The organism is Brucella sp. NBRC 12950, assembly GCF_030268145.1.
Classification (GTDB): Bacteria; Pseudomonadota; Alphaproteobacteria; order Rhizobiales; family Rhizobiaceae; genus Brucella.
The window spans coordinates 1-17,647 of the sequence record NZ_BSQC01000001.1 but is presented as its reverse complement, the minus strand read 5'-3'; the positions used below and the strand labels follow the sequence as shown (position 1 = coordinate 17,647).

Genomic DNA, 17,647 nt, shown 5'->3' with positions numbered 1-17,647 from the left:
AAGAGACCGCCGGGCGGTCCCATTTCCTAATCTTCAAAAGCTTCAACCACATGCCGCTGTCCCAGAAGGAAGGCATCGGCAACATGGGTCAGAGGTGCCAGGTCAACGTCGCTCTGCCCTTCGCCAACCAGCTTCACAAAATTCTGGTAAAGACGCTGATATTCACGATCAGGCTCGGCCATTTTCTCCGTGCCTGCGATGGTCAACCGACTACCGCCATGGCTCAACAGCAGCGTGCCTTTATCGGTCTCGACACGAATATCCCATGTCTGCGGACCCGTCTGGCGCCAGTCGAGTTCAAAGGAAACCGGAACACCGCTTTCCGTCTCAAACGCGAGATCAGCTGCAATCGGTGCCGCACGATTTTCAGGGAAATAGAGATCGGACTTCGTCAGGAAAAACCGTTCCGGCAAAATATGCGTGACAATCGACAGCGCATTGATGCCCGGATCGAATACACCAAGACCACCCGGCTCCCAGATCCATTGCTGGCCGGGATGCCAATGACGCACATCCTCTTTCCACGATACCGCAACAGATGTGATAACAGCGCCTTTCAGAAATTCGCGGGCAGGTTCAACGGCTGCGGCTTCGCGTGAATGCCAGGTCGCATAAAGCGTAACGCCCTGCTTTTCGGCAAAACGCGTCAGCGCCTGCACTTCCGAAATCGTCGCACCCGGAGGCTTCTCCAGCATCACATGCTTGCGCGCCTTAAGTGCTGCATAGGCTTGCTGAAATCGGCCCTGCGGCGGCGTGCAAAGCGACACTGCATCAATGGCGACATCACTCCCCAGCAGCTGGTCGATATCGTGAAAGGATGGCAAACCATCAAGACCAGCATTGCGGCTGGCAATGGCTTTGAGCTCAATGCCATCAATGGCTTCGATGGAAGGCAGATGCTGATCGCGGGCAATCTTGCCGAGACCAACAATTGCCAGATTGATATTGGATGCGGCCAACATTTCAGAGTGCCTTCACGGCAATGTCAGCGGCTTTCGCCTGTGCCAGTCTGTTGACCAGCGGATAACGGAAAGGCTTTGCCGAAATTTCGAACTGGTCACCATTTTCCGTCTTAACACCTTCCGAGAAAGACAGTGTTGCGGTGCCGAAGAAATGCACATGAATGTCGCCCGGGCGACGGAACAGTTCATACTTGAAATGATGATGTTCCAGATTGGCAATTGTGTGCGACATGTTCGCTTCGCCCGAAAGGAACGGCTTTTCAAAGATCACCTGATCGCCACGGCGAATCCGCGAAACGCCTTCAACATGATCAGGCAGATCACCCACATAAAGCTCTGGCCCCAGCGACGCCTGACGCAGCTTGGAATGCGCGAGCCAGAGATAATTCTGCTTTTCAGTCACATGATCGGAAAATTCATTGGCAAGGCAGAAGCCGAGGCGGAACGGCGTACCGTCCGGGCCGATCAGATAGATGCCTGCGAGTTCCGGTTCTTCACCACCATCTTCGGCAAAAGATGGCGAGACCAGCTCACCGCCCGTTCCAACCAGCGCCGAACCATCGCCCTTGTAGAACCATTCCGGCTGCACGCCGGTTTGACCGGGCTTTGGCTTGCCACCTTCAACACCCATCAGGAACATACGCATGGAGTCGGTCGGCTTTTCAGCAGCCTGTGCAGCCTTGTGCATCTTGTCACGACCATCCGCAGAACCAAGATGTGTGAGACCCGTGCCTGCAACAATCAGATGTGCTGGATCTTCATGGGTAATCGGCAGGCCGACCTGACCACCTGCAAGTGCTGCATGAATATCGACAGCCTCGCCTTTGCCATTCTGCTCTACCTGTTCAGCGAGACTGATGCCTGCGGAAATTGCAGACCATGCCAGTTCGTAAGTCGTAGTCACGCCATTGACGACATGTGCAGCGCCTTCATCATCACAAGCAGCCACACGCGTTTCTCCGCGCATGTCGCGGAACTGTACAAGACGTAACATTGAACCTCCCATTTTCCGCAAAACTCTTGCGGAGCATTCTTCCCGACCGTTCAAAAACACAGATGTGTCAATCGACGGCTCCTTCTTATTAATATGACTATTTTGTCCAGCACCCACTTGTCAAGCAAGCGAAACACAGTGCAGACCACCCTTCGAGATACACCACCCCCAAAAGCCTATTAACAGCATGATTTAGCTATATAATTGCATCATATGCACGTTTGTCGCACCCCCAATTTCCAGCGAACACACGAAATGCGCTTGCCATAAAGTAATATTATATGCTTCATAAACGGGAAGGCTGGGAGAGCCTTTTATTGGGAGGAACTAATATGAAACGCAGTCTGAAGGCTCTGACGGCCGCCCTGATTACAGCATCGTCTCTTGCTCTTATTTCGAGCGCATCCGCTGCTTCACTCACAGTCGGCTTTTCGCAGATCGGCTCAGAATCGGGCTGGCGCGCTGCCGAAACAAGCGTCACCAAGCAGGAAGCTGAAAAGCGCGGCCACACGCTGAAATTTGCCGACGCACAGCAGAAACAGGAAAACCAGATCAAGGCCGTTCGCGGCTTCATTGCACAGGGCGTTGACGCGATCCTGATCGCGCCGGTTGTTGCAACCGGTTGGGATGCGGTTCTGAAGGAAGCCAAGGAAGCAGAAATTCCTGTCGTGCTTCTCGACCGCCAGATCGATGCACCGGAAGACCTTTATCTCACGGCTGTCACTTCCGATCAGGTCCATGAAGGCAAGGTCGCGGGCGATTGGCTGGTCAAGGAAGTGGGCGACAAGCCTTGCTCGGTTGTCGAGCTTCAGGGCACCACCGGCTCTTCTCCTGCAATCAACCGCAAGAAGGGCTTTGAAGAAGCTCTTGCAGGCCATGACAATATCAAGATTTCCCGCTCGCAGACCGGCGACTTCACCCGCACCAAGGGCAAGGAAGTCATGGAAAGCTTCATCAAGGCCGAAGGTGGCGGCAAGGATATCTGCGCCGTTTACGCCCATAATGACGACATGGCAGTAGGCGCTATTCAGGCGATCAAGGAAGCCGGTCTCAAGCCAGGCACCGACATCAAGATCGTGTCCATTGACTCCGTGCCGGATATTTTCCAGGCAATGGCCAATGGTGAAGCCAATGCAACCGTTGAGCTGACGCCAAATATGGCTGGTCCGGCTTTCGACGCGATTGAAGCTTTCAAGGACAAGGGCACCGTTCCGCCGAAGTGGATCCAGACCGAATCCAAGCTTTACACACAGGCTGATGATCCAAAGGCCGTTTATGAAGCTAAAAAGGGCCTCGGCTACTGATCTTCACATTTAACCTTCGGGCCATGTTGCATCATGGCCCGAGGCAAGTTTTGCAATTCGCAAGCGGAAGACTGCCATGGCTCGCCCCGACATCGCTGCGCGAGAGACGCCAGCAACGCCGCTTCATGAAGCGCGCTCAATAACCAAATCCTTTCTGGGAGTGACTGCGCTTGATCACGTTGATTTCGTGCTCAATCGTGGTGAAATCCATGCCCTGCTCGGCGAAAACGGTGCAGGAAAATCAACGCTCATCAAGATATTGACCGGCGCCTATCATGGCTTTGACGGCTCAATCTTACTTGAGGGGCAAGCAATTGCTCCGGCATCGGTCGCGGAAGCGCAGACGCTCGGCATCGGCACGGTCTATCAGGAGGTCAATCTTCTTGAAAATTTGACGGTCGCCGAAAATCTGTTCCTCGGTCGCCAGCCGCGACGCCTCGGTTTCATTGACCGTCGCCGCATGGAAAAAGATGCAACCACCCTGCTCGCCCGATACGGCCTCACAATTGACGTCGGCGCCCCCTTGTCGGCCTATTCGGTGGCCATCCGGCAGATCATCGCAATCGCCCGCGCCGTCGATGTTTCCGGCAAAGTGCTGGTGCTTGATGAGCCGACCGCAAGTCTTGATGCGCGCGAAGTCGAAATGCTGTTTGGCGTGCTGCGTCAGCTGAAAGCTGAAGGCCTTGGCATCATCGTCATCACGCATTTTTTGGATCAGGTCTATGCCATAGCCGATTGCGCCACCGTGCTGCGCAATGGTCGGCTGGTCGGCAGTCGCACCCTTTCAGACCTGCCGCGCACCGATCTGATTTCGATGATGCTCGGCCATCAGTTGCAGGAAACCGTCCGCCGACAACTAACTGAAGAAGTCAGCGACAACACAACGGCTCCCATTCGCTTTTCAGGCTTTGGCAAGAAAGGCAGTGTCGCGCCGTTTGATCTCGCCATCAAGCCGGGCGAAGCCGTCGGCATTGCGGGGCTGCTCGGCTCTGGCCGAACCGAAACCGCATTGCTCATGTTCGGCGTCGATCAGGCAGACAGCGGCGCGCTTACGGTCGACAGTAAGGAAACAAAGCTGCCATCGCCTGTTGCAGCCATTGCCGAACGCTTTGCCTTCTGCCCCGAAGAACGTAAATCCGATGGCATCATCGGCGATTTTTCGGTGGCCGAGAATATTGCGCTCGCCATACAGGCAAAGCGTGGCTGGTCAAAGCCGATTTCGTCGCGCGAAAAGGCAGCCCTCGCCCAGCGCTATATCAAAGCGCTTGATATCCGCCCGCCTGATCCTGACAAGCCGATCAAGTTTTTATCGGGCGGTAACCAGCAGAAGGCCATTCTGGCGCGCTGGCTGGCCACCGATCCGCGCCTGCTGATCCTTGATGAACCGACGCGCGGCATCGACATCGGCGCACATGCAGAAATCCTCAAGCTTATCGGCGAACTCTGCACTGAAGGCATGTCTCTGGTCATCATCTCTTCGGAATTTGAAGAACTTGCAGCCGTGGCAAACCGCGTTGTCGTGCTCTCCGACCGCCGCCATGTGGCGGAACTCAAGGGCGAAGAAATCACCGCCGACAATATCGTGCGTGCGATTGCTGAGACCGGAAGCGAAAAGGAAGCCGCAGCATGATCGCTCGCATGGCCAAGAAACTTAAAAGACTGAGCCCCCAGCTGGCAGCCCTCGCGCTTATTCTGGCGGCAAACACTATCATCGCGCCAGGCTTTCTCGGCATTTCCTTTCAGAACGGACGCCTCTACGGAAGCCTGATCGATATTCTGGTGCGCGCTGCACCTGTCGCCATTCTCGCAGTTGGTATGACATTGGTGATCGCAACCCGCGGCATTGATCTGTCAGTCGGCGCGGTCATGGCAATCAGCGGCGCAACGGCTGCATCGCTTATCGTTGCAGGCTATCCACTGGCGATCGTCATTCCTGTCGCACTCGGCGTTGGTCTGGTCTGCGGTTTGTGGAACGGCTTTCTTGTGGCCGTTTTCGATATCCAGCCCATCATCGCAACGCTGATATTGATGGTCGCGGGGCGTGGTATCGCGCAGCTTATCACCGAAGGCGCAATCCTCACCTTCAACAATGATTCCTTTGCAACCCTTGGCTCCGGCTCGTTCCTTGGCATACCGGTGCCGGTGCTGATCTGGATACTTGCGGGTCTTGCCGTCGGACTTGCCGTGCGCTCGACAGCGCTCGGATTCCTGATTGAAGCAACCGGCATCAACCGCCGCGCTGCCATGCTGGCAGGTGTTAAAGCCCGCTTTCTCCTGTTCAGTGTCTATGCAGTTTCAGGCGTTTGTGCAGCGCTTGCCGGGTTGATCGCAACCGCTGATATTCGCGGCGCAGATGCCAACAATGCCGGTCTCTGGCTCGAGCTCGACGCCATTCTGGCGGTCGTCATCGGAGGCACATCGCTGAATGGCGGGCGTTTCTCGATCATGGCATCGCTGCTTGGCGCGCTGATCATCCAGTCGATCAATACTGGCATTCTGATGGCTGGGTTTCCGCCGGAGTTCAACCTCATCATCAAGGCGGGCATTATCGTGATCGTGCTGACATTCCAGTCGCCTGCAATCGTCGGCTTTTTCACCTTCCTGCGTGCTGAACGCAAAAACAACGTTGCAAAGCCAACGCACCAAGGAGCACGGCAATGAGAGTGCTTCGCAATCTGCCTTTCGTCACAACAGTCGCGATTTTCCTGCTCGCCTATGCGATCTGCGTCATCCAGTTTCCGAACATGCTTTCAACACGGGTGATCGGTAATCTTCTGACGGACAATGCCTTTTTAGGCATCGCAGCCGTTGGCATGACCTTTGTGATTATCTCTGGCGGCATCGATCTTTCGGTCGGATCGGTCATCGCCTTCACCAGCGTTTTTGTGGCAGTCCTTGTCGGGCAGCTTGGCGTGCATCCGCTGATCGCCTTCGCGCTCATTCTGGTGATTGCTGCCCTGTTTGGCGCGTGGATGGGGATGATGATCCATTATCTCGGCATCCCGCCCTTTGTGGCGACACTTGCGGGCATGTTTCTCGCACGCGGTGCGGCATTCCTGATTTCGACGCAGTCTGTGCCGATTTCACATCCGTTCATCGATACGCTGCAAGGGCTCTATTTCCGGCTTCCGGGCGGCGGCAGACTGACTTTTGTCGCTATGCTGATGCTGGCGGTCTTCATCATTGGCGGAATCATTGCGCATCGCACGCGCTTTGGTGCAAACATCTATGCGCTCGGCGGCAATGCGCAATCGGCAGAGCTGATGGGCGTTCCCATTGGCTGCACGACTATCGGCATCTATACGATGTCGGGCGTGCTTTCCGGCTTAGCTGGCATCGTCTATACGCTCTACACATCATCGGGCTATTCGCTGGCAACTGTTGGGGTGGAACTTGATGCGATTGCATCGGTGGTTATCGGTGGCACACTTCTTACCGGCGGGGCCGGTCTGGTGGCAGGAACTTTCGTCGGCATTCTGATACAGGGCCTGATACAGACCTATATCGTTTTCGATGGAACGCTATCTTCGTGGTGGACAAAAATAGCAATCGGTATCTTGCTGTTCCTGTTCATTGCGCTACAGCGAGGACTTGTATGGTTTTCCGATATAAGACTCGCGCGTCAACGCATGAAGGAGGCCTGAATTGGGATTACTGGAAACGGCCATAACCGGACGCAAGCGCCATAACAGCCACGCCGTTGTCGTGGGTGAACTGGGTCGCGGCATTGTTGCGGGCACCATTCCCGAAGGCTCCATACTTCCGGGCGATAACGAATTATCGTTGCGCTTTGGCGTTTCCCGTACCGTTCTGCGAGAAGCCATGAAAACGCTCGCAGCAAAGCGGCTGGTCGAACCCAAGGCCAAGGTCGGAACCCGTGTGCTGGGTGCCAGCTCCTGGAATTTCTTCGATCCCGATGTGCTGACATGGCGTTTTGAAGCAGGCTTCGACGAAGTGTTCGTCGACCATCTGGCCGAAATGCGTATGGCGCTTGAACCCGCTGCCGCCGCTGCCGCCGCACAAAATGCGACCAGCGACGAACTCATTGAACTCTATGCTTTGGCCGCAAAATTTGACGATCCCAAGCATACGCCGGAATCCATCGCCAAGGTCGATCTGGATTTTCACCTGGCAATCGCCCGCATGTCTGGAAATCCGTTCATGCGTTCGGTCAGCGGTTTGATTGAAGCAGCACTGGCTATTTCATTCCAGCTGTCTTCGCCTGCCGCATCACCGGAAGGCATTGCGGAGTGTGCTGCCAATCATCTGCGCATCGCCCATGCAATTGCATCGCGTGATCGCCTCAAAGCGCGTGCCGCAATGGAAAGCGTCATCACTCTCGGCGTGGAACGCATCCGCGACGCGATATAATCGCTCTACGACTGCCTCTCTCCCCAAGAGAAACCAATTTTGGGAGACCGATGAACAACCAGAAGATCGAGCGTTTCGACTGATTCAGTTTGAATGCGAATGCTCTAAGAGACCTTGAGATCGAACTTCGGATCACCACGCAGCGTATTGCTGACGGTGCAGATTTCCTCGGCCATCTCTGCAAGACGATGCTTTTCATCTGCCGTGAGATCGCCGTCGAAATGGAATGTTATATCGAATCGTTCGATGCGTGACGGGCCTTCATGTGCCTTATCGCCTTTTACTTCCACCCGAACATCGGTGAGCTTCTCACGCAACTCGAGCTTGGTGGCAGCAATGCGCGCACTTAACGCCATGCAGGCTGCAACCGATGCATAGATCAGATCGAGCGGATTAAAACCCGGCTGACTGACACTGGTGACAATCTCCACCGAGCCGCCCGTCGGTGTTGTGATGGTCGGCAGCTTACCATGCGGCATCTCTGCGACCGCTCCGGTTTCACGGGTTCTGACCTTCAGTTCACTCATGGCTGAATTCTCCTGTATTCAACTCCGCGTGCAAGCCAGCAGCCGACGCTCAAATCTGTTATCGCACCCTTGTCGTCACGGCGGAAAACAAGCTTCCATTCGCCGGGCGATGGTGCGTCCATCGAACGCTGAACAGGCATCAGCCAGACATCAGCACCGACACTATAAAGCGGGTACATATCGCTCTTGCCAAGGAATCCTTCAAAAGCGCCATAGATCGCACCTCCTTCGGAAACCAACAGCAGATCGGCATCAAGCTCATCGCTGTGATAACGACCGATGATATCCTGCCGGGCTTCACCTTTGATGCGGCTCATCGTCAGGCAGAGATTTTCATCCTCGCGAGAAAGCTCGATCATATCGCCATCGCGCCGGATCGTCGTCATCGACGAACGCGCTTCATTCGCGCTCACCACATCCATCCTTTCCGGCCCGGTGCCAAAGCGCGCTTTCATGCGGCCACGACCGGCATCCTCAAGGCTCAGAACTAACCCTGTTTCATCATCCAGCCACGAGCCAAACCATACCGCATCAGCCTCCACCCGCGACACTTCGGATGACGATGCGCCCAAAGCAATATTCATCAGCTTGAAGGCAACGTCTGAAGCCCCGCCTTCAAAATTGAACATGGCGATTGTCGAGAGGCGTTCATCCGCACAATGCCAGCGCTGGCAGCGCCAGCCGCGCAATGCACCACCATGGCCTGTCAGGCGCTTTCCGCCTGCTTCTTCAAATTTGAGGCCAAAGCTATAAGGTGCCACGGCACCGTCGTTGAATGTTTGCGGCCCGCTCAGCCGGCGATAGAGACCCTGTTCTTCATCGCGCGTTGCATCGATGAACTGCTCCCAGGCAATCATATCATTGAGCGACGCACAAATGCCGGCATCACCCATCCAGTGAATGCGATTGATTGCAGGCAGAAAGCCCCGAACCGTATCGCCTTCATAACCCGTACATTCGTCAAACAGCGCCGTGTCGGGGATAAGCTCGGCACGCTTCATGCCAGCAGGCTTGAATATCCGCTCAGACAGAAGATCGACCAGCCTGCGCCCGGTATGTGCTTCGATGAGGTCTGCAAGAATACGGAAATTGCCGTTGCAATAAGAGTAATGTGAGCCGGGTTCAAAATGTGTGGTCTTCAGGCGGCGCAACAGACTTTGTGCCTGTTCAGGCAGAAACACACCTTCCGGATCGGCACCACACAGAACTGTCAGCGCCCAATAATCGCGCAGACCGGACTGGTTGTTGCAGAGATCGCGAACGGCGGGGCGCTCCCCTTCGAACTTGTCGAGATAGGCTTTAAGCGCATCATCGAGCAACTCCGGCTCGCCCACCGCATCAAGCAGCACACCACAGGTAAACTGTTTGCTGACCGAACAGATCGGCATCCGCGTTTCGACCGTCATCGGCTTGCGCGTGCGAAGATCTGCAAAACCCCAGGCGTGCTGCAACACGACCTCGCCGTCCTTCAAAACGGCAACAACGCCGCCCGGACCTTTGTAATTTTGGGGAATGTGACGAACAAAGGCTTCAAGGGCAGACGTATCAAACTTGGACATGATCGACTCAGGACTCACATAATTTAATGTTTGGTAAGAGCCATCATTTCAAACGATCAATCAAGGCCATGGCAGCGTGCGGGTTATGCGCCTTATGGCCGCTAATGACGTAAAGATAGACATCACGCGCCACATTGTCGGCAAGCGGTGGTGTGATGGTTTTAAGACTATCCGGCACATGACCAACCGCTATTGCTTTGGCCCGCTCTGCCCAATGGTCAAGCTCGCCCTCACTGTAACCGAGCTTCTTGTCTTCCTGTGTACCCATGATGCGTAGATAGGCAAAAGGCGCGGTCATGTCGGCGATTTCTACAAATTTGCTATCGCCCGCAATCACTACCGCAACACCATATTCCCGCAGCAACGCGATGAAATCCGGTGAATTGAAACTGTCGTGACGCACTTCGACAGCATGGCGCAGATCGCGCCCATCAACACGTTTTGGCAGAAGCTTGAGGAAAGCTTCAAAGTCGACTGGATCGAATTTTTTCGTGCCCATGAACTGCCAGTTGATGACGCCGAGCTTGTCTTTCAGCTCAAGAAGGCCACCGGTCACGAACTTCTCGATACCCTCGCCTGCTTCAGCCAACACCCGTCGATTGGTCGAAAAGCGCGGTGCTTTGAGCGAAAAAACGAAGTCATCCGGCGTTTCGTCATGCCATTTGGCAAAAGTCGCAGGCTTCTGCGGACCATAATAGGTACTGTTGATTTCGATGGAGGTCAGCTTGCTCGAAGCATATTCGAGCTGACGCTTTTTGGAGAGCTTTTCCGGATAGAAACTCTTGTCCCACTCCTCAAAAGCCCAGCCGCCAATACCCACACGGATTTTGCCTGACTTGTTCTGGCTCATTTTATCCATACCTCCACGACATGAGTTCATGAGTGTTGCTCATGATGTTTAAGCTGTTTTCACAGCCTCCGCTATGCTGTTATCACTGTGCTTTACTGGAGGAGTAAACAAATGTCGGAAACAAAAGATCCGATCGTTATCGCCAGTGCGGTACGAACACCGATCGGAAGTTTTCAAGGCGCGCTCAAGGGGGAGAGTGCAACAGCACTGGGCGCTGTCACAATCAAGGAAGCGGTCCACAGGGCTAAGCTTAGCCCTGATCAGATCGACGAAGTGCTTATGGGCTGTGTCTTGCCCGCAGGGCTGGGACAGGCGCCCGGACGTCAGGCCGCAATTCATGCCGGTCTCCCGCAGACAGTGCCCTGCTCGACCATCAACAAGGTTTGCGGATCGGGCATGAAGACCGTCATGCTGGGCGCCGATCTCATTTCCGCAGGAAGTGCGGACATTGTGGTTGCCGGCGGCATGGAAAGCATGACCAATGCACCTTATCTGCTTGAAAAAGCACGCGGTGGCTATCGCATGGGCCACGGCAAAATCTACGATCACATGTTCCTCGACGGCCTCGAAGACGCCTATGACAAAGGCCGTGCCATGGGAACATTCGCGGAAGAAACCGCCGACCAATACCAGTTCACGCGTCAGCAGCAGGACGAATTTGCCCTCCGCTCACTTTCGCGTTCACTCAAAGCCACCGAAGCGGGTTCTTTCGCGAAAGAGCTAGTCAATGTTGCAGAGCTTGACCGCGATGAGCAGCCAACCCGCGCAAAGCCTGAAAAAATACCAAACCTAAAGCCTGCCTTCCGTGAAGGCGGCACAATTACAGCCGCCAATTCCTCATCGATTTCAGATGGTGCGGCATCCCTCACCCTGATGCGCCTGTCCAAAGCTGAAAAGCTTGGCATAGAACCGCTTGCCATTATTCGCGGTCATGCAAGCCAGGCACAACAGCCTGCCCTTTTCACCACGGCCCCGATTTTTGCGATGAGGAAACTCTTCGACAAAACCGGCTGGAATGTACGCGACGTTGATTTGTTTGAAATCAATGAAGCTTTCGCCGTTGTTGTTATGGCTGCAATGCAGGAACTCGACCTCCCCGCCGACAAGGTGAATATCCATGGCGGTGCCTGCGCTATGGGCCATCCGATTGGCTGCTCTGGCGCACGCATCATCGTCACGCTGCTTCATGCCATGAAGCAGAACGATCTTAAGCGTGGAATGGCTTCAGTCTGCATCGGTGGCGGCGAAGCAACTGCCATTGCACTGGAAGCGCTTTAAGCGGGGGAACAAATGGATATTGAAGGAAAAATCGCCATCGTCAGCGGTGGTGCATCAGGTCTTGGTGCTGCAACTGCACAGGCTCTAGCGGCCAAGGGCGCGAAAGTTGCAATCCTCGACTTCAACATTGATGGTGCAAATACGGTGGCAGCCGCGATTGGCGGCATCGCTATTCAATGCAACGTATCGGACGCAGCGAGTGCAGAAGCTGCCTTCAAGGCGATCGGCGAAAAGCTCGGATCACCGCATATTCTGGTCAATTGCGCGGGCGTGGCACCAGCAAAGAAGATGCTGGCGCGTGATGGCAGCGTCATGCCGCTTGATGATTTCCGTCGCGCTGTTGAAATCAACCTGATCGGTTCGTTCAATCTGCTGCGGCTTTTTGCCGATGTCGCATCCAAAAGCGAAGCCCTGCCAACGGGCGAGCGCGGCGTTGTCATTAATACGGCATCGGTTGCGGCCTTTGACGGCCAGATCGGTCAGACAGCCTATGCGGCGTCTAAAGGCGGTATCGTTGGCCTGACCCTGCCTGCTGCGCGCGAATTAGCGCCGCTTGGCATTCGGGTATGCGCCATCGCGCCCGGTATTTTTGAAACCCCCATGCTCAAAGGCCTGCCGCAACCTGCACAGGATGCGCTGGGCCAAATGGTTCCTTTCCCCCCGCGTCTGGGTCGGCCAGACGAATATGCGGCACTCGCGCTGCATATTATCGAAAACAGCATGCTCAACGGCGAAACCATTCGGCTCGATGGTGCGCTGCGTATGCCTCCGAAATAGAGCGCATACGCGCCAAAGTCGTTCAGACATTTTGAGAGTAGGGAAATGCACAAATCCACGACCAACTCCAACACACGCAATGGCGGTCAGATATTGGTGGATGCACTCGGCATTCATGGCGTCGACCGCGTTTTCTGCGTGCCCGGCGAAAGTTACCTTGCAGCGCTGGATGCTTTTCATGACGTAAGCGAACAGATTGATTTGATTGTCTGCCGTCAGGAAGGCGGCGCTGCTTACATGGCGGAAGCCTATGGCAAGCTGACCGGCAAGCCCGGCATCTGCTTTGTCACGCGCGGCCCCGGTGCGACGAATGCCTCCGTCGGCGTTCATACCGCCTTTCAGGATTCCACACCGATGCTTCTGTTCATCGGACAGGTCGCAAGCGATCAGGTGGAACGTGAGGCATTTCAGGAAGTTGATTATCGCCGCATGTTCGGCCAGATGGCCAAATGGGTGGTGCAGATCGATGATCCCGCCCGCATCCCGGAACTGGTCAGTCAAGCCTTCCATCGTGCAGTCAACGGGCGCCCCGGCCCTGTGGTCATCGCCTTGCCTGAAGATATGCTGACATCACACGCAACCGTCAGTGATGCACCGGCTTACAAGCATGTCGAGATGCATCCGGGAAGCGATCAGTTACAGGACATGAAATCGCTTCTCGAAAAGGCCGAGCGGCCAATGATGATTGTCGGTGGCGGCGGCTGGAATGCGCAAGCGGTTCGCGACCTGCAAACATTCGCTGAAAACATGTCGCTGCCTGTTGCAGCATCCTTCCGTTGTCAGGATATGTTCGACAACCATCATCCGCTTTATGCCGGTGAAATGGGAACATCGATCAGCCCGAAACTTGCGGCCCGGGTTAAAGACTCAGACCTTTTGCTGGTCGTGGGTGCGCGCCTTGGTGAAATGACCACGCAGGGCTACGAGCTTATCAATATCCCTGTTCCAAAGCAGAAGCTCATCCATGTCCATCCGGGCGCGGAAGAACTGGGCCGTGTCTATCATGCTGATATTCCAATCAATGCCAGTATGGCGGCCTTCACCAAAGCAGCTTCAAAGCTTGAGCCTATCGCCAATCCCGGCTTAAAAGCATGGGCTGAAAGCGCCAATGCCGACTATCACGACAATCTGAAAACGCCGACAATTCCCGGTGACGTTCAGATGGGCGAGATCATGGAATGGCTGCGCGCGCATCTCACCGATGATGCCATCATCACCAATGGCGCTGGCAATTATTCCGCATGGCCGCACCGCTTCTATCAGTATCGCACCTATCGCAGCCAGTTGGCGCCAACCAATGGTTCCATGGGCTATGGCGTGCCTGCAGCGGTTTCTGCCAAGCTGACGGCACCAGAGCGAACCGTCGTCTGTTTCGCTGGTGACGGCTGCTTCCTGATGAACGGTCAGGAACTTGCAACGGCTGCCCAATATGGCGCCAATGCGATTTTCATCGTCGTCAATAACGGCATGTATGGCACGATCCGTATGCATCAGGAACGTACCTATCCGGGTCGCGTTTCCGGTACTGGCCTTGCAAATCCTGACTTTGCAGCGCTCGCCCGAGCCTATGGCCTGCATGGGGAAACAGTTGAAAAAACCGCAGATTTTGCCGAAGCTTTCAAGCGATGTGAACAATCGGGCAAGCCGGGTCTCATTGAAATCCGCATCGATCCGGAAGCGCTTTCGCCCAAGATGACGCTGAGCCAGATGCGCGAACAGGGATTGGCGAAGCAGCGCTAACAGTGCTCAATAATCGAATCTTTAGGCCGGGTTTTCGTCTAGACGACGGCCCGGTCTAACTTCCCTGACACCAATTCAATCCATTTAAATGCAGAGAATACCCCTAAAATTTACAGGTATCGCCGCGATGTCACTTATGAACAGGCTGCAATGTAGGAAATACAACTTTAGTTTGGATCGATACAATTTAGAGTAGACATTCCCGTCCAAGTCGCACATAAACCGCCCGGGTTGCAATGGGAGGGGAAATTGCGAACACTTAATCTATTCATTATTGGCTTTGGCTTTAGCGCACTTATCATCACCTGCATTTACGCAATTGGTGGCGGATTACTTTAAGATCGAAGAAGGCTCTCGCCTAAAAAATTTGCCGATGCTTCACGCACCGCACCAAGCATAAAATCGCTGATCACTCTGATACGCGGCGCGGCCATGACATCCACATGGCAATTCATCCAATATTCGCGTTCAAGATGCATCTCGCGCGGCAGAACGGGCACCAGCTCGGAATGCATATCGGCTATGTAATATGGAAGCACGCAAAGCCCATAACCCGTTTGTGTGGCGGTCAGTTGTGCGTGAATACTTGAACTTTGATAGTTACAGCGCTGTCCGGGCAATATCTCGCGCATATAGTCCAGACCGGGCGTGAACACCATGTCGTCGATATAGCCGATGAAGGGATGTCGAGACAGATCCTCTCGCGACCTTATCGGCGGATGACAGTTCAGATAATCCCGATGACCATAGATAAACAGACGATAAGACGTCAGCTTTTCACTGTGATACGGCCCGGTGCGAGGCATATGCAGCGTGATCGATAATTCGGCCTCGCGACGCGACAACGACATGATCTGCTGAATTGTCACAACCTCTACGGAAAGGCTGGGATAGGATTGCGCCAGCACCGGCAGGCGATCGGCCAGAAAGAAATTGCCGAAGCCTTCAAGGGTTGAAAGCCGCACCACGCCTGACAGTGCCGAGAAACTTCCCGTGGCTTCTGTCTGGAACTTCAGCGCCTCGCGCTCCATCACTTCCGCAGGTTCAACCAGTCGTTCGCCCATCGGCGTCAGCAGATAGCCCCGCGGATTCCGCTCAAACAACTTGGTTGCAAGCGCCTGTTCCAGACGATCAATCCGCCGCAGAACCGTGACGTGACTGGTGCGCAATTGTCGTGCCGCCGTAGAAAGCTGGCCGGTCCGTGCAACCGCCAGAAAATACTGCAGATCATCCCATGTAAACTGCCGCATCTCTTCCTCCCAAAAGATAGCCACCGCCTGCTCAGCAAGTTCTGTACGTTTTTGAACAGACGATGTTCAAAAATTGTTATTCTTGTACGCATTTGTCAATGCTACCGTTCTCAAGAACAGCCCGACCGGAGGAGCAAAGTCGGGCAGAAGCAGAGGGATGTGCAATCAAGAGGAAGATTGCCAACCCGGTCTGAAAGGACTGCTTCAAAGCATAATCCGACCGGAGTGAAACGAGGATCGATAAGATTATGCTTCAAGTAAAAAAGTTTAGAGCACAGATCTGATTTTTTCAGATCGAAACGCGCTCTAAGGAGGATTTCGTCTGCTTTTTGCGACGATCATGTGTTTTTTTGGGAGGAGCACTGAATGAAACTTTTTGCACTTGCGTCGGCTGCACTTTTGGCTGCAACCGCAATTTCATCTGCAGCAGAAATATCCGACGGCAAAGTCAAGATCGGCATTTTGAACGACCAGTCGGGCGTTTATGCTGACTTCGGCGGCAAGTGGTCTTATGAAGCTGCAAAAATGGCTGCCGAAGATTTCGGCGGCACGGTGCTGGATGCGCCGATTGAAATCATCACTGCCGACCATCAGAACAAGCCGGATGTTGCAGCCAATATCGCTCGTCAGTGGTACGATACCGAACAGGTCGACGCCATTATGGAGCTGACCAGCTCTTCCGTGGGCCTCGCCGTTCAGGCGCTCTCCAAGGACAAAAAGAAAATCACCATCAATACAGGTGCGGCGACATCGGAACTCACAGGCAAGCAATGCACGCCATATGGTTTCCATTGGGCCTATGACACGCACGCGCTGGCTGTTGGCACCGGCGGATCGCTCGTCGAACAGGGCGGCGACACCTGGTACTTCCTGACAGCCGACTATGCTTTCGGTTATTCGCTGGAAGAACAGACGTCGAAATTCGTTGAATCCAAAGGCGGTAAAGTTCTTGGCTCGGTTCGCCATCCATTGAGCACCACCGACTATTCCTCGTTCCTGTTGCAGGCCCAGTCATCGGGCGCAAAGGTCGTTGGCCTTGCCAATGCCGGCCTTGATACATCCAATGCGATCAAACAGGCTGCGGAATTCGGCATCGTGGCCGGTGGCCAGCGCCTTGCGGCATTGTTGTTCACGTTAGCTGAAGTTCACGGACTTGGCCTTGAAGCCGCACAAGGCCTGACGCTCACCGAAGGCTTCTATTGGGATCGCGACGATGAATCGCGTGAGTTCAGCAAGCGCTTTTTCGACCGTACCGGCCGTATGCCGAACATGATCCAGGCAGGCACTTATTCGGCTGTGCTTCAGTATTTGAAAGCCATCAAGGAAGCAGGCACAGACGAGACAGAAGCTGTCGCCAAGAAGCTTCATGAAATGCCGGTCAATGACGTCTTCGCCCGCAATGGCAAGGTCGGTGCCAATGGCCGCATGATCTACGACATGTATCTCATGGAAGTGAAAAAGCCTGACGAAAGCAAGGCACCATGGGACTATTATAAGGTGCTGGCCACCATCCCCGGCGATCAGGCTTATTTGAAGCCTGAAGAAAGCGGCTGCCCTCTGGTCACGCAGTAAGAGGCTGATGGCATGAACACAGCAACTCAAAATACTACGGCTCTGCGAGAAGCAGAGCCGTCGAGGATTGTTCTTTCTGCACGTGGGCTGGGCAAGTCGTTTGGCGGCTTTCATGCGGTGAAGAATGTCGATCTTGATGTAGAGCACGCCCGCGTTCATGCCTTGATCGGGCCAAATGGTGCAGGCAAGACGACCGTTTTCAACCTGCTCACCAAATTCCTCCAGCCGACAAGCGGCGAGATTACGCTTCTTGGCGAAAACATCACCAAAACCAATCCTGCCAAGGTGGCGCGGATGGGTCTGGTGCGCTCGTTCCAGATTTCCGCAACCTTCCCGCATCTGACGGTGCTGGAAAACGTGAAGGTCGCGCTTCAACGCCCAAATGGTCTGGCAACGCAGTTCTGGCGTTCGCTGTCTGCACTGGATCAGCTCGACGCAAAAGCGATTGATCTTCTTGAGCGCG

Annotated in this window: 16 protein-coding genes; 10 read left to right on the top strand and 6 right to left on the bottom strand. The window is 54.6% G+C overall.

Going from position 1 to position 17,647, the window contains the following annotated elements:
• Nucleotides 1-26: 26 nt before the first annotated feature.
• Nucleotides 27-962 (bottom strand): Gfo/Idh/MocA family protein, encoded by a 936-nt coding sequence (locus QSJ70_RS00080; protein WP_285534410.1) that lies wholly within the window; start codon nucleotides 960-962, stop codon nucleotides 27-29.
• Nucleotide 963: 1 nt separating this feature from the next.
• Complete coding sequence (gene araD1 / locus QSJ70_RS00075; RefSeq protein ID WP_285534409.1) at nucleotides 964-1,956, bottom strand: AraD1 family protein; 993 nt, start codon at nucleotides 1,954-1,956, stop codon at nucleotides 964-966.
• A 332-nt stretch (nucleotides 1,957-2,288) separates the two neighbouring features.
• Between araD1 and ytfQ the strand changes: the two genes are divergently transcribed.
• The 5 genes from ytfQ to QSJ70_RS00050 all read left to right on the top strand — a co-directional run bounded on the left by ytfQ (nucleotide 2,289) and on the right by QSJ70_RS00050 (nucleotide 7,631).
• On the top strand, nucleotides 2,289-3,260 hold the full coding sequence (gene ytfQ / locus QSJ70_RS00070) for a galactofuranose ABC transporter, galactofuranose-binding protein YtfQ (protein WP_007876262.1): 972 nt from the start codon (nucleotides 2,289-2,291) through the stop codon (nucleotides 3,258-3,260).
• A gap of 76 nt (nucleotides 3,261-3,336) precedes the next feature.
• Complete coding sequence (locus QSJ70_RS00065) at nucleotides 3,337-4,890, top strand: sugar ABC transporter ATP-binding protein (RefSeq protein WP_285534408.1); 1,554 nt, start codon at nucleotides 3,337-3,339, stop codon at nucleotides 4,888-4,890.
• Nucleotides 4,887-5,921 carry an ABC transporter permease gene (locus tag QSJ70_RS00060; RefSeq protein WP_079212195.1) on the top strand — a complete coding sequence of 345 codons (1,035 nt, stop codon included), beginning with the start codon at nucleotides 4,887-4,889 and terminating at the stop codon, nucleotides 5,919-5,921. The genes QSJ70_RS00065 and QSJ70_RS00060 overlap by 4 nt, the downstream gene beginning before the upstream one ends.
• Complete coding sequence (gene yjfF, locus QSJ70_RS00055) at nucleotides 5,918-6,904, top strand: galactofuranose ABC transporter, permease protein YjfF (protein WP_113159928.1); 987 nt, start codon at nucleotides 5,918-5,920, stop codon at nucleotides 6,902-6,904. The genes QSJ70_RS00060 and yjfF overlap by 4 nt, the downstream gene beginning before the upstream one ends.
• Before the next feature lies 1 nt (nucleotide 6,905).
• Entirely contained in the window at nucleotides 6,906-7,631 is a 726-nt protein-coding gene (locus QSJ70_RS00050) for a FadR/GntR family transcriptional regulator (protein ID WP_007876268.1), read from the top strand.
• Between the two features lie 104 nt (nucleotides 7,632-7,735).
• Here QSJ70_RS00050 and QSJ70_RS00045 read toward each other — a convergent pair whose 3' ends face one another.
• From QSJ70_RS00045 to QSJ70_RS00035, 3 genes are read right to left on the bottom strand one after another with little or no spacing between them, the layout of a single operon-like run.
• Nucleotides 7,736-8,158, bottom strand: a complete 423-nt coding sequence (locus QSJ70_RS00045; protein ID WP_064320948.1) for an OsmC family protein — start codon at nucleotides 8,156-8,158, stop codon at nucleotides 7,736-7,738.
• Nucleotides 8,155-9,717: a D-aminopeptidase gene (locus QSJ70_RS00040; RefSeq protein ID WP_285534405.1), complete on the bottom strand. Its 1,563-nt coding sequence runs from the start codon at nucleotides 9,715-9,717 to the stop codon at nucleotides 8,155-8,157. The genes QSJ70_RS00045 and QSJ70_RS00040 overlap by 4 nt, the downstream gene beginning before the upstream one ends.
• A 43-nt stretch (nucleotides 9,718-9,760) precedes the next feature.
• Nucleotides 9,761-10,567, bottom strand: a complete 807-nt coding sequence (locus QSJ70_RS00035) for a DUF72 domain-containing protein (protein ID WP_285534404.1) — start codon at nucleotides 10,565-10,567, stop codon at nucleotides 9,761-9,763.
• 111 nt (nucleotides 10,568-10,678) lie between these two features.
• Here QSJ70_RS00035 and QSJ70_RS00030 point away from each other — a divergent pair, with 111 nt between their 5' ends.
• Genes QSJ70_RS00030 through QSJ70_RS00020 form a run of 3 tightly spaced genes read left to right on the top strand, consistent with a single transcriptional unit; the run spans nucleotide 10,679 to nucleotide 14,362 of the window.
• Nucleotides 10,679-11,845 (top strand): acetyl-CoA C-acyltransferase, encoded by a 1,167-nt coding sequence (locus QSJ70_RS00030; protein ID WP_064320950.1) that lies wholly within the window; start codon nucleotides 10,679-10,681, stop codon nucleotides 11,843-11,845.
• A gap of 12 nt (nucleotides 11,846-11,857) precedes the next feature.
• Nucleotides 11,858-12,622 carry an SDR family oxidoreductase gene (locus QSJ70_RS00025; protein ID WP_194779968.1) on the top strand — a complete coding sequence of 255 codons (765 nt, stop codon included), beginning with the start codon at nucleotides 11,858-11,860 and terminating at the stop codon, nucleotides 12,620-12,622.
• Between the two features lie 45 nt (nucleotides 12,623-12,667).
• Nucleotides 12,668-14,362, top strand: a complete 1,695-nt coding sequence (locus tag QSJ70_RS00020; protein WP_285534402.1) for a thiamine pyrophosphate-binding protein — start codon at nucleotides 12,668-12,670, stop codon at nucleotides 14,360-14,362.
• A 335-nt stretch (nucleotides 14,363-14,697) separates the two neighbouring features.
• Here the strand turns inward: QSJ70_RS00020 and QSJ70_RS00015 are convergent, their stop codons facing one another.
• Nucleotides 14,698-15,612, bottom strand: coding sequence for a LysR family transcriptional regulator (locus QSJ70_RS00015; RefSeq protein ID WP_007876286.1), 915 nt, complete (start codon nucleotides 15,610-15,612; stop codon nucleotides 14,698-14,700).
• Between the two features lie 366 nt (nucleotides 15,613-15,978).
• On the opposite strand from QSJ70_RS00015, the gene QSJ70_RS00010 reads away from it, so the two are divergent.
• Together QSJ70_RS00010 and QSJ70_RS00005 are read left to right on the top strand one after the other, a co-directional pair.
• Nucleotides 15,979-17,184 (top strand): ABC transporter substrate-binding protein, encoded by a 1,206-nt coding sequence (locus QSJ70_RS00010; RefSeq protein WP_285534401.1) that lies wholly within the window; start codon nucleotides 15,979-15,981, stop codon nucleotides 17,182-17,184.
• 12 nt (nucleotides 17,185-17,196) lie between these two features.
• Nucleotides 17,197-17,647 (top strand): ATP-binding cassette domain-containing protein (locus tag QSJ70_RS00005; protein WP_285534400.1); only part of this gene is annotated, 451 nt, incomplete at its 3' end.

What these genes read in the sequence shown, in the direction of transcription:
- QSJ70_RS00080 (WP_285534410.1), bottom strand. Translation starts at nt 962, where the DNA reads ATGTTGGCCGCATCCAATATCAATCTGGCAATTGTTGGTCTCGGCAAG.
- araD1 (WP_285534409.1), bottom strand. Translation starts at nt 1,956, where the DNA reads ATGTTACGTCTTGTACAGTTCCGCGACATGCGCGGAGAAACGCGTGTG.
- ytfQ (WP_007876262.1), top strand. Translation starts at nt 2,289, where the DNA reads ATGAAACGCAGTCTGAAGGCTCTGACGGCCGCCCTGATTACAGCATCG.
- QSJ70_RS00065 (WP_285534408.1), top strand. Translation starts at nt 3,337, where the DNA reads ATGGCTCGCCCCGACATCGCTGCGCGAGAGACGCCAGCAACGCCGCTT.
- QSJ70_RS00060 (WP_079212195.1), top strand. Translation starts at nt 4,887, where the DNA reads ATGATCGCTCGCATGGCCAAGAAACTTAAAAGACTGAGCCCCCAGCTG.
- yjfF (WP_113159928.1), top strand. Translation starts at nt 5,918, where the DNA reads ATGAGAGTGCTTCGCAATCTGCCTTTCGTCACAACAGTCGCGATTTTC.
- QSJ70_RS00045 (WP_064320948.1), bottom strand. Translation starts at nt 8,158, where the DNA reads ATGAGTGAACTGAAGGTCAGAACCCGTGAAACCGGAGCGGTCGCAGAG.
- QSJ70_RS00040 (WP_285534405.1), bottom strand. Translation starts at nt 9,717, where the DNA reads ATGTCCAAGTTTGATACGTCTGCCCTTGAAGCCTTTGTTCGTCACATT.
- QSJ70_RS00035 (WP_285534404.1), bottom strand. Translation starts at nt 10,567, where the DNA reads ATGAGCCAGAACAAGTCAGGCAAAATCCGTGTGGGTATTGGCGGCTGG.
- QSJ70_RS00030 (WP_064320950.1), top strand. Translation starts at nt 10,679, where the DNA reads ATGTCGGAAACAAAAGATCCGATCGTTATCGCCAGTGCGGTACGAACA.
- QSJ70_RS00025 (WP_194779968.1), top strand. Translation starts at nt 11,858, where the DNA reads ATGGATATTGAAGGAAAAATCGCCATCGTCAGCGGTGGTGCATCAGGT.
- QSJ70_RS00020 (WP_285534402.1), top strand. Translation starts at nt 12,668, where the DNA reads ATGCACAAATCCACGACCAACTCCAACACACGCAATGGCGGTCAGATA.
- QSJ70_RS00015 (WP_007876286.1), bottom strand. Translation starts at nt 15,612, where the DNA reads ATGCGGCAGTTTACATGGGATGATCTGCAGTATTTTCTGGCGGTTGCA.
- QSJ70_RS00010 (WP_285534401.1), top strand. Translation starts at nt 15,979, where the DNA reads ATGAAACTTTTTGCACTTGCGTCGGCTGCACTTTTGGCTGCAACCGCA.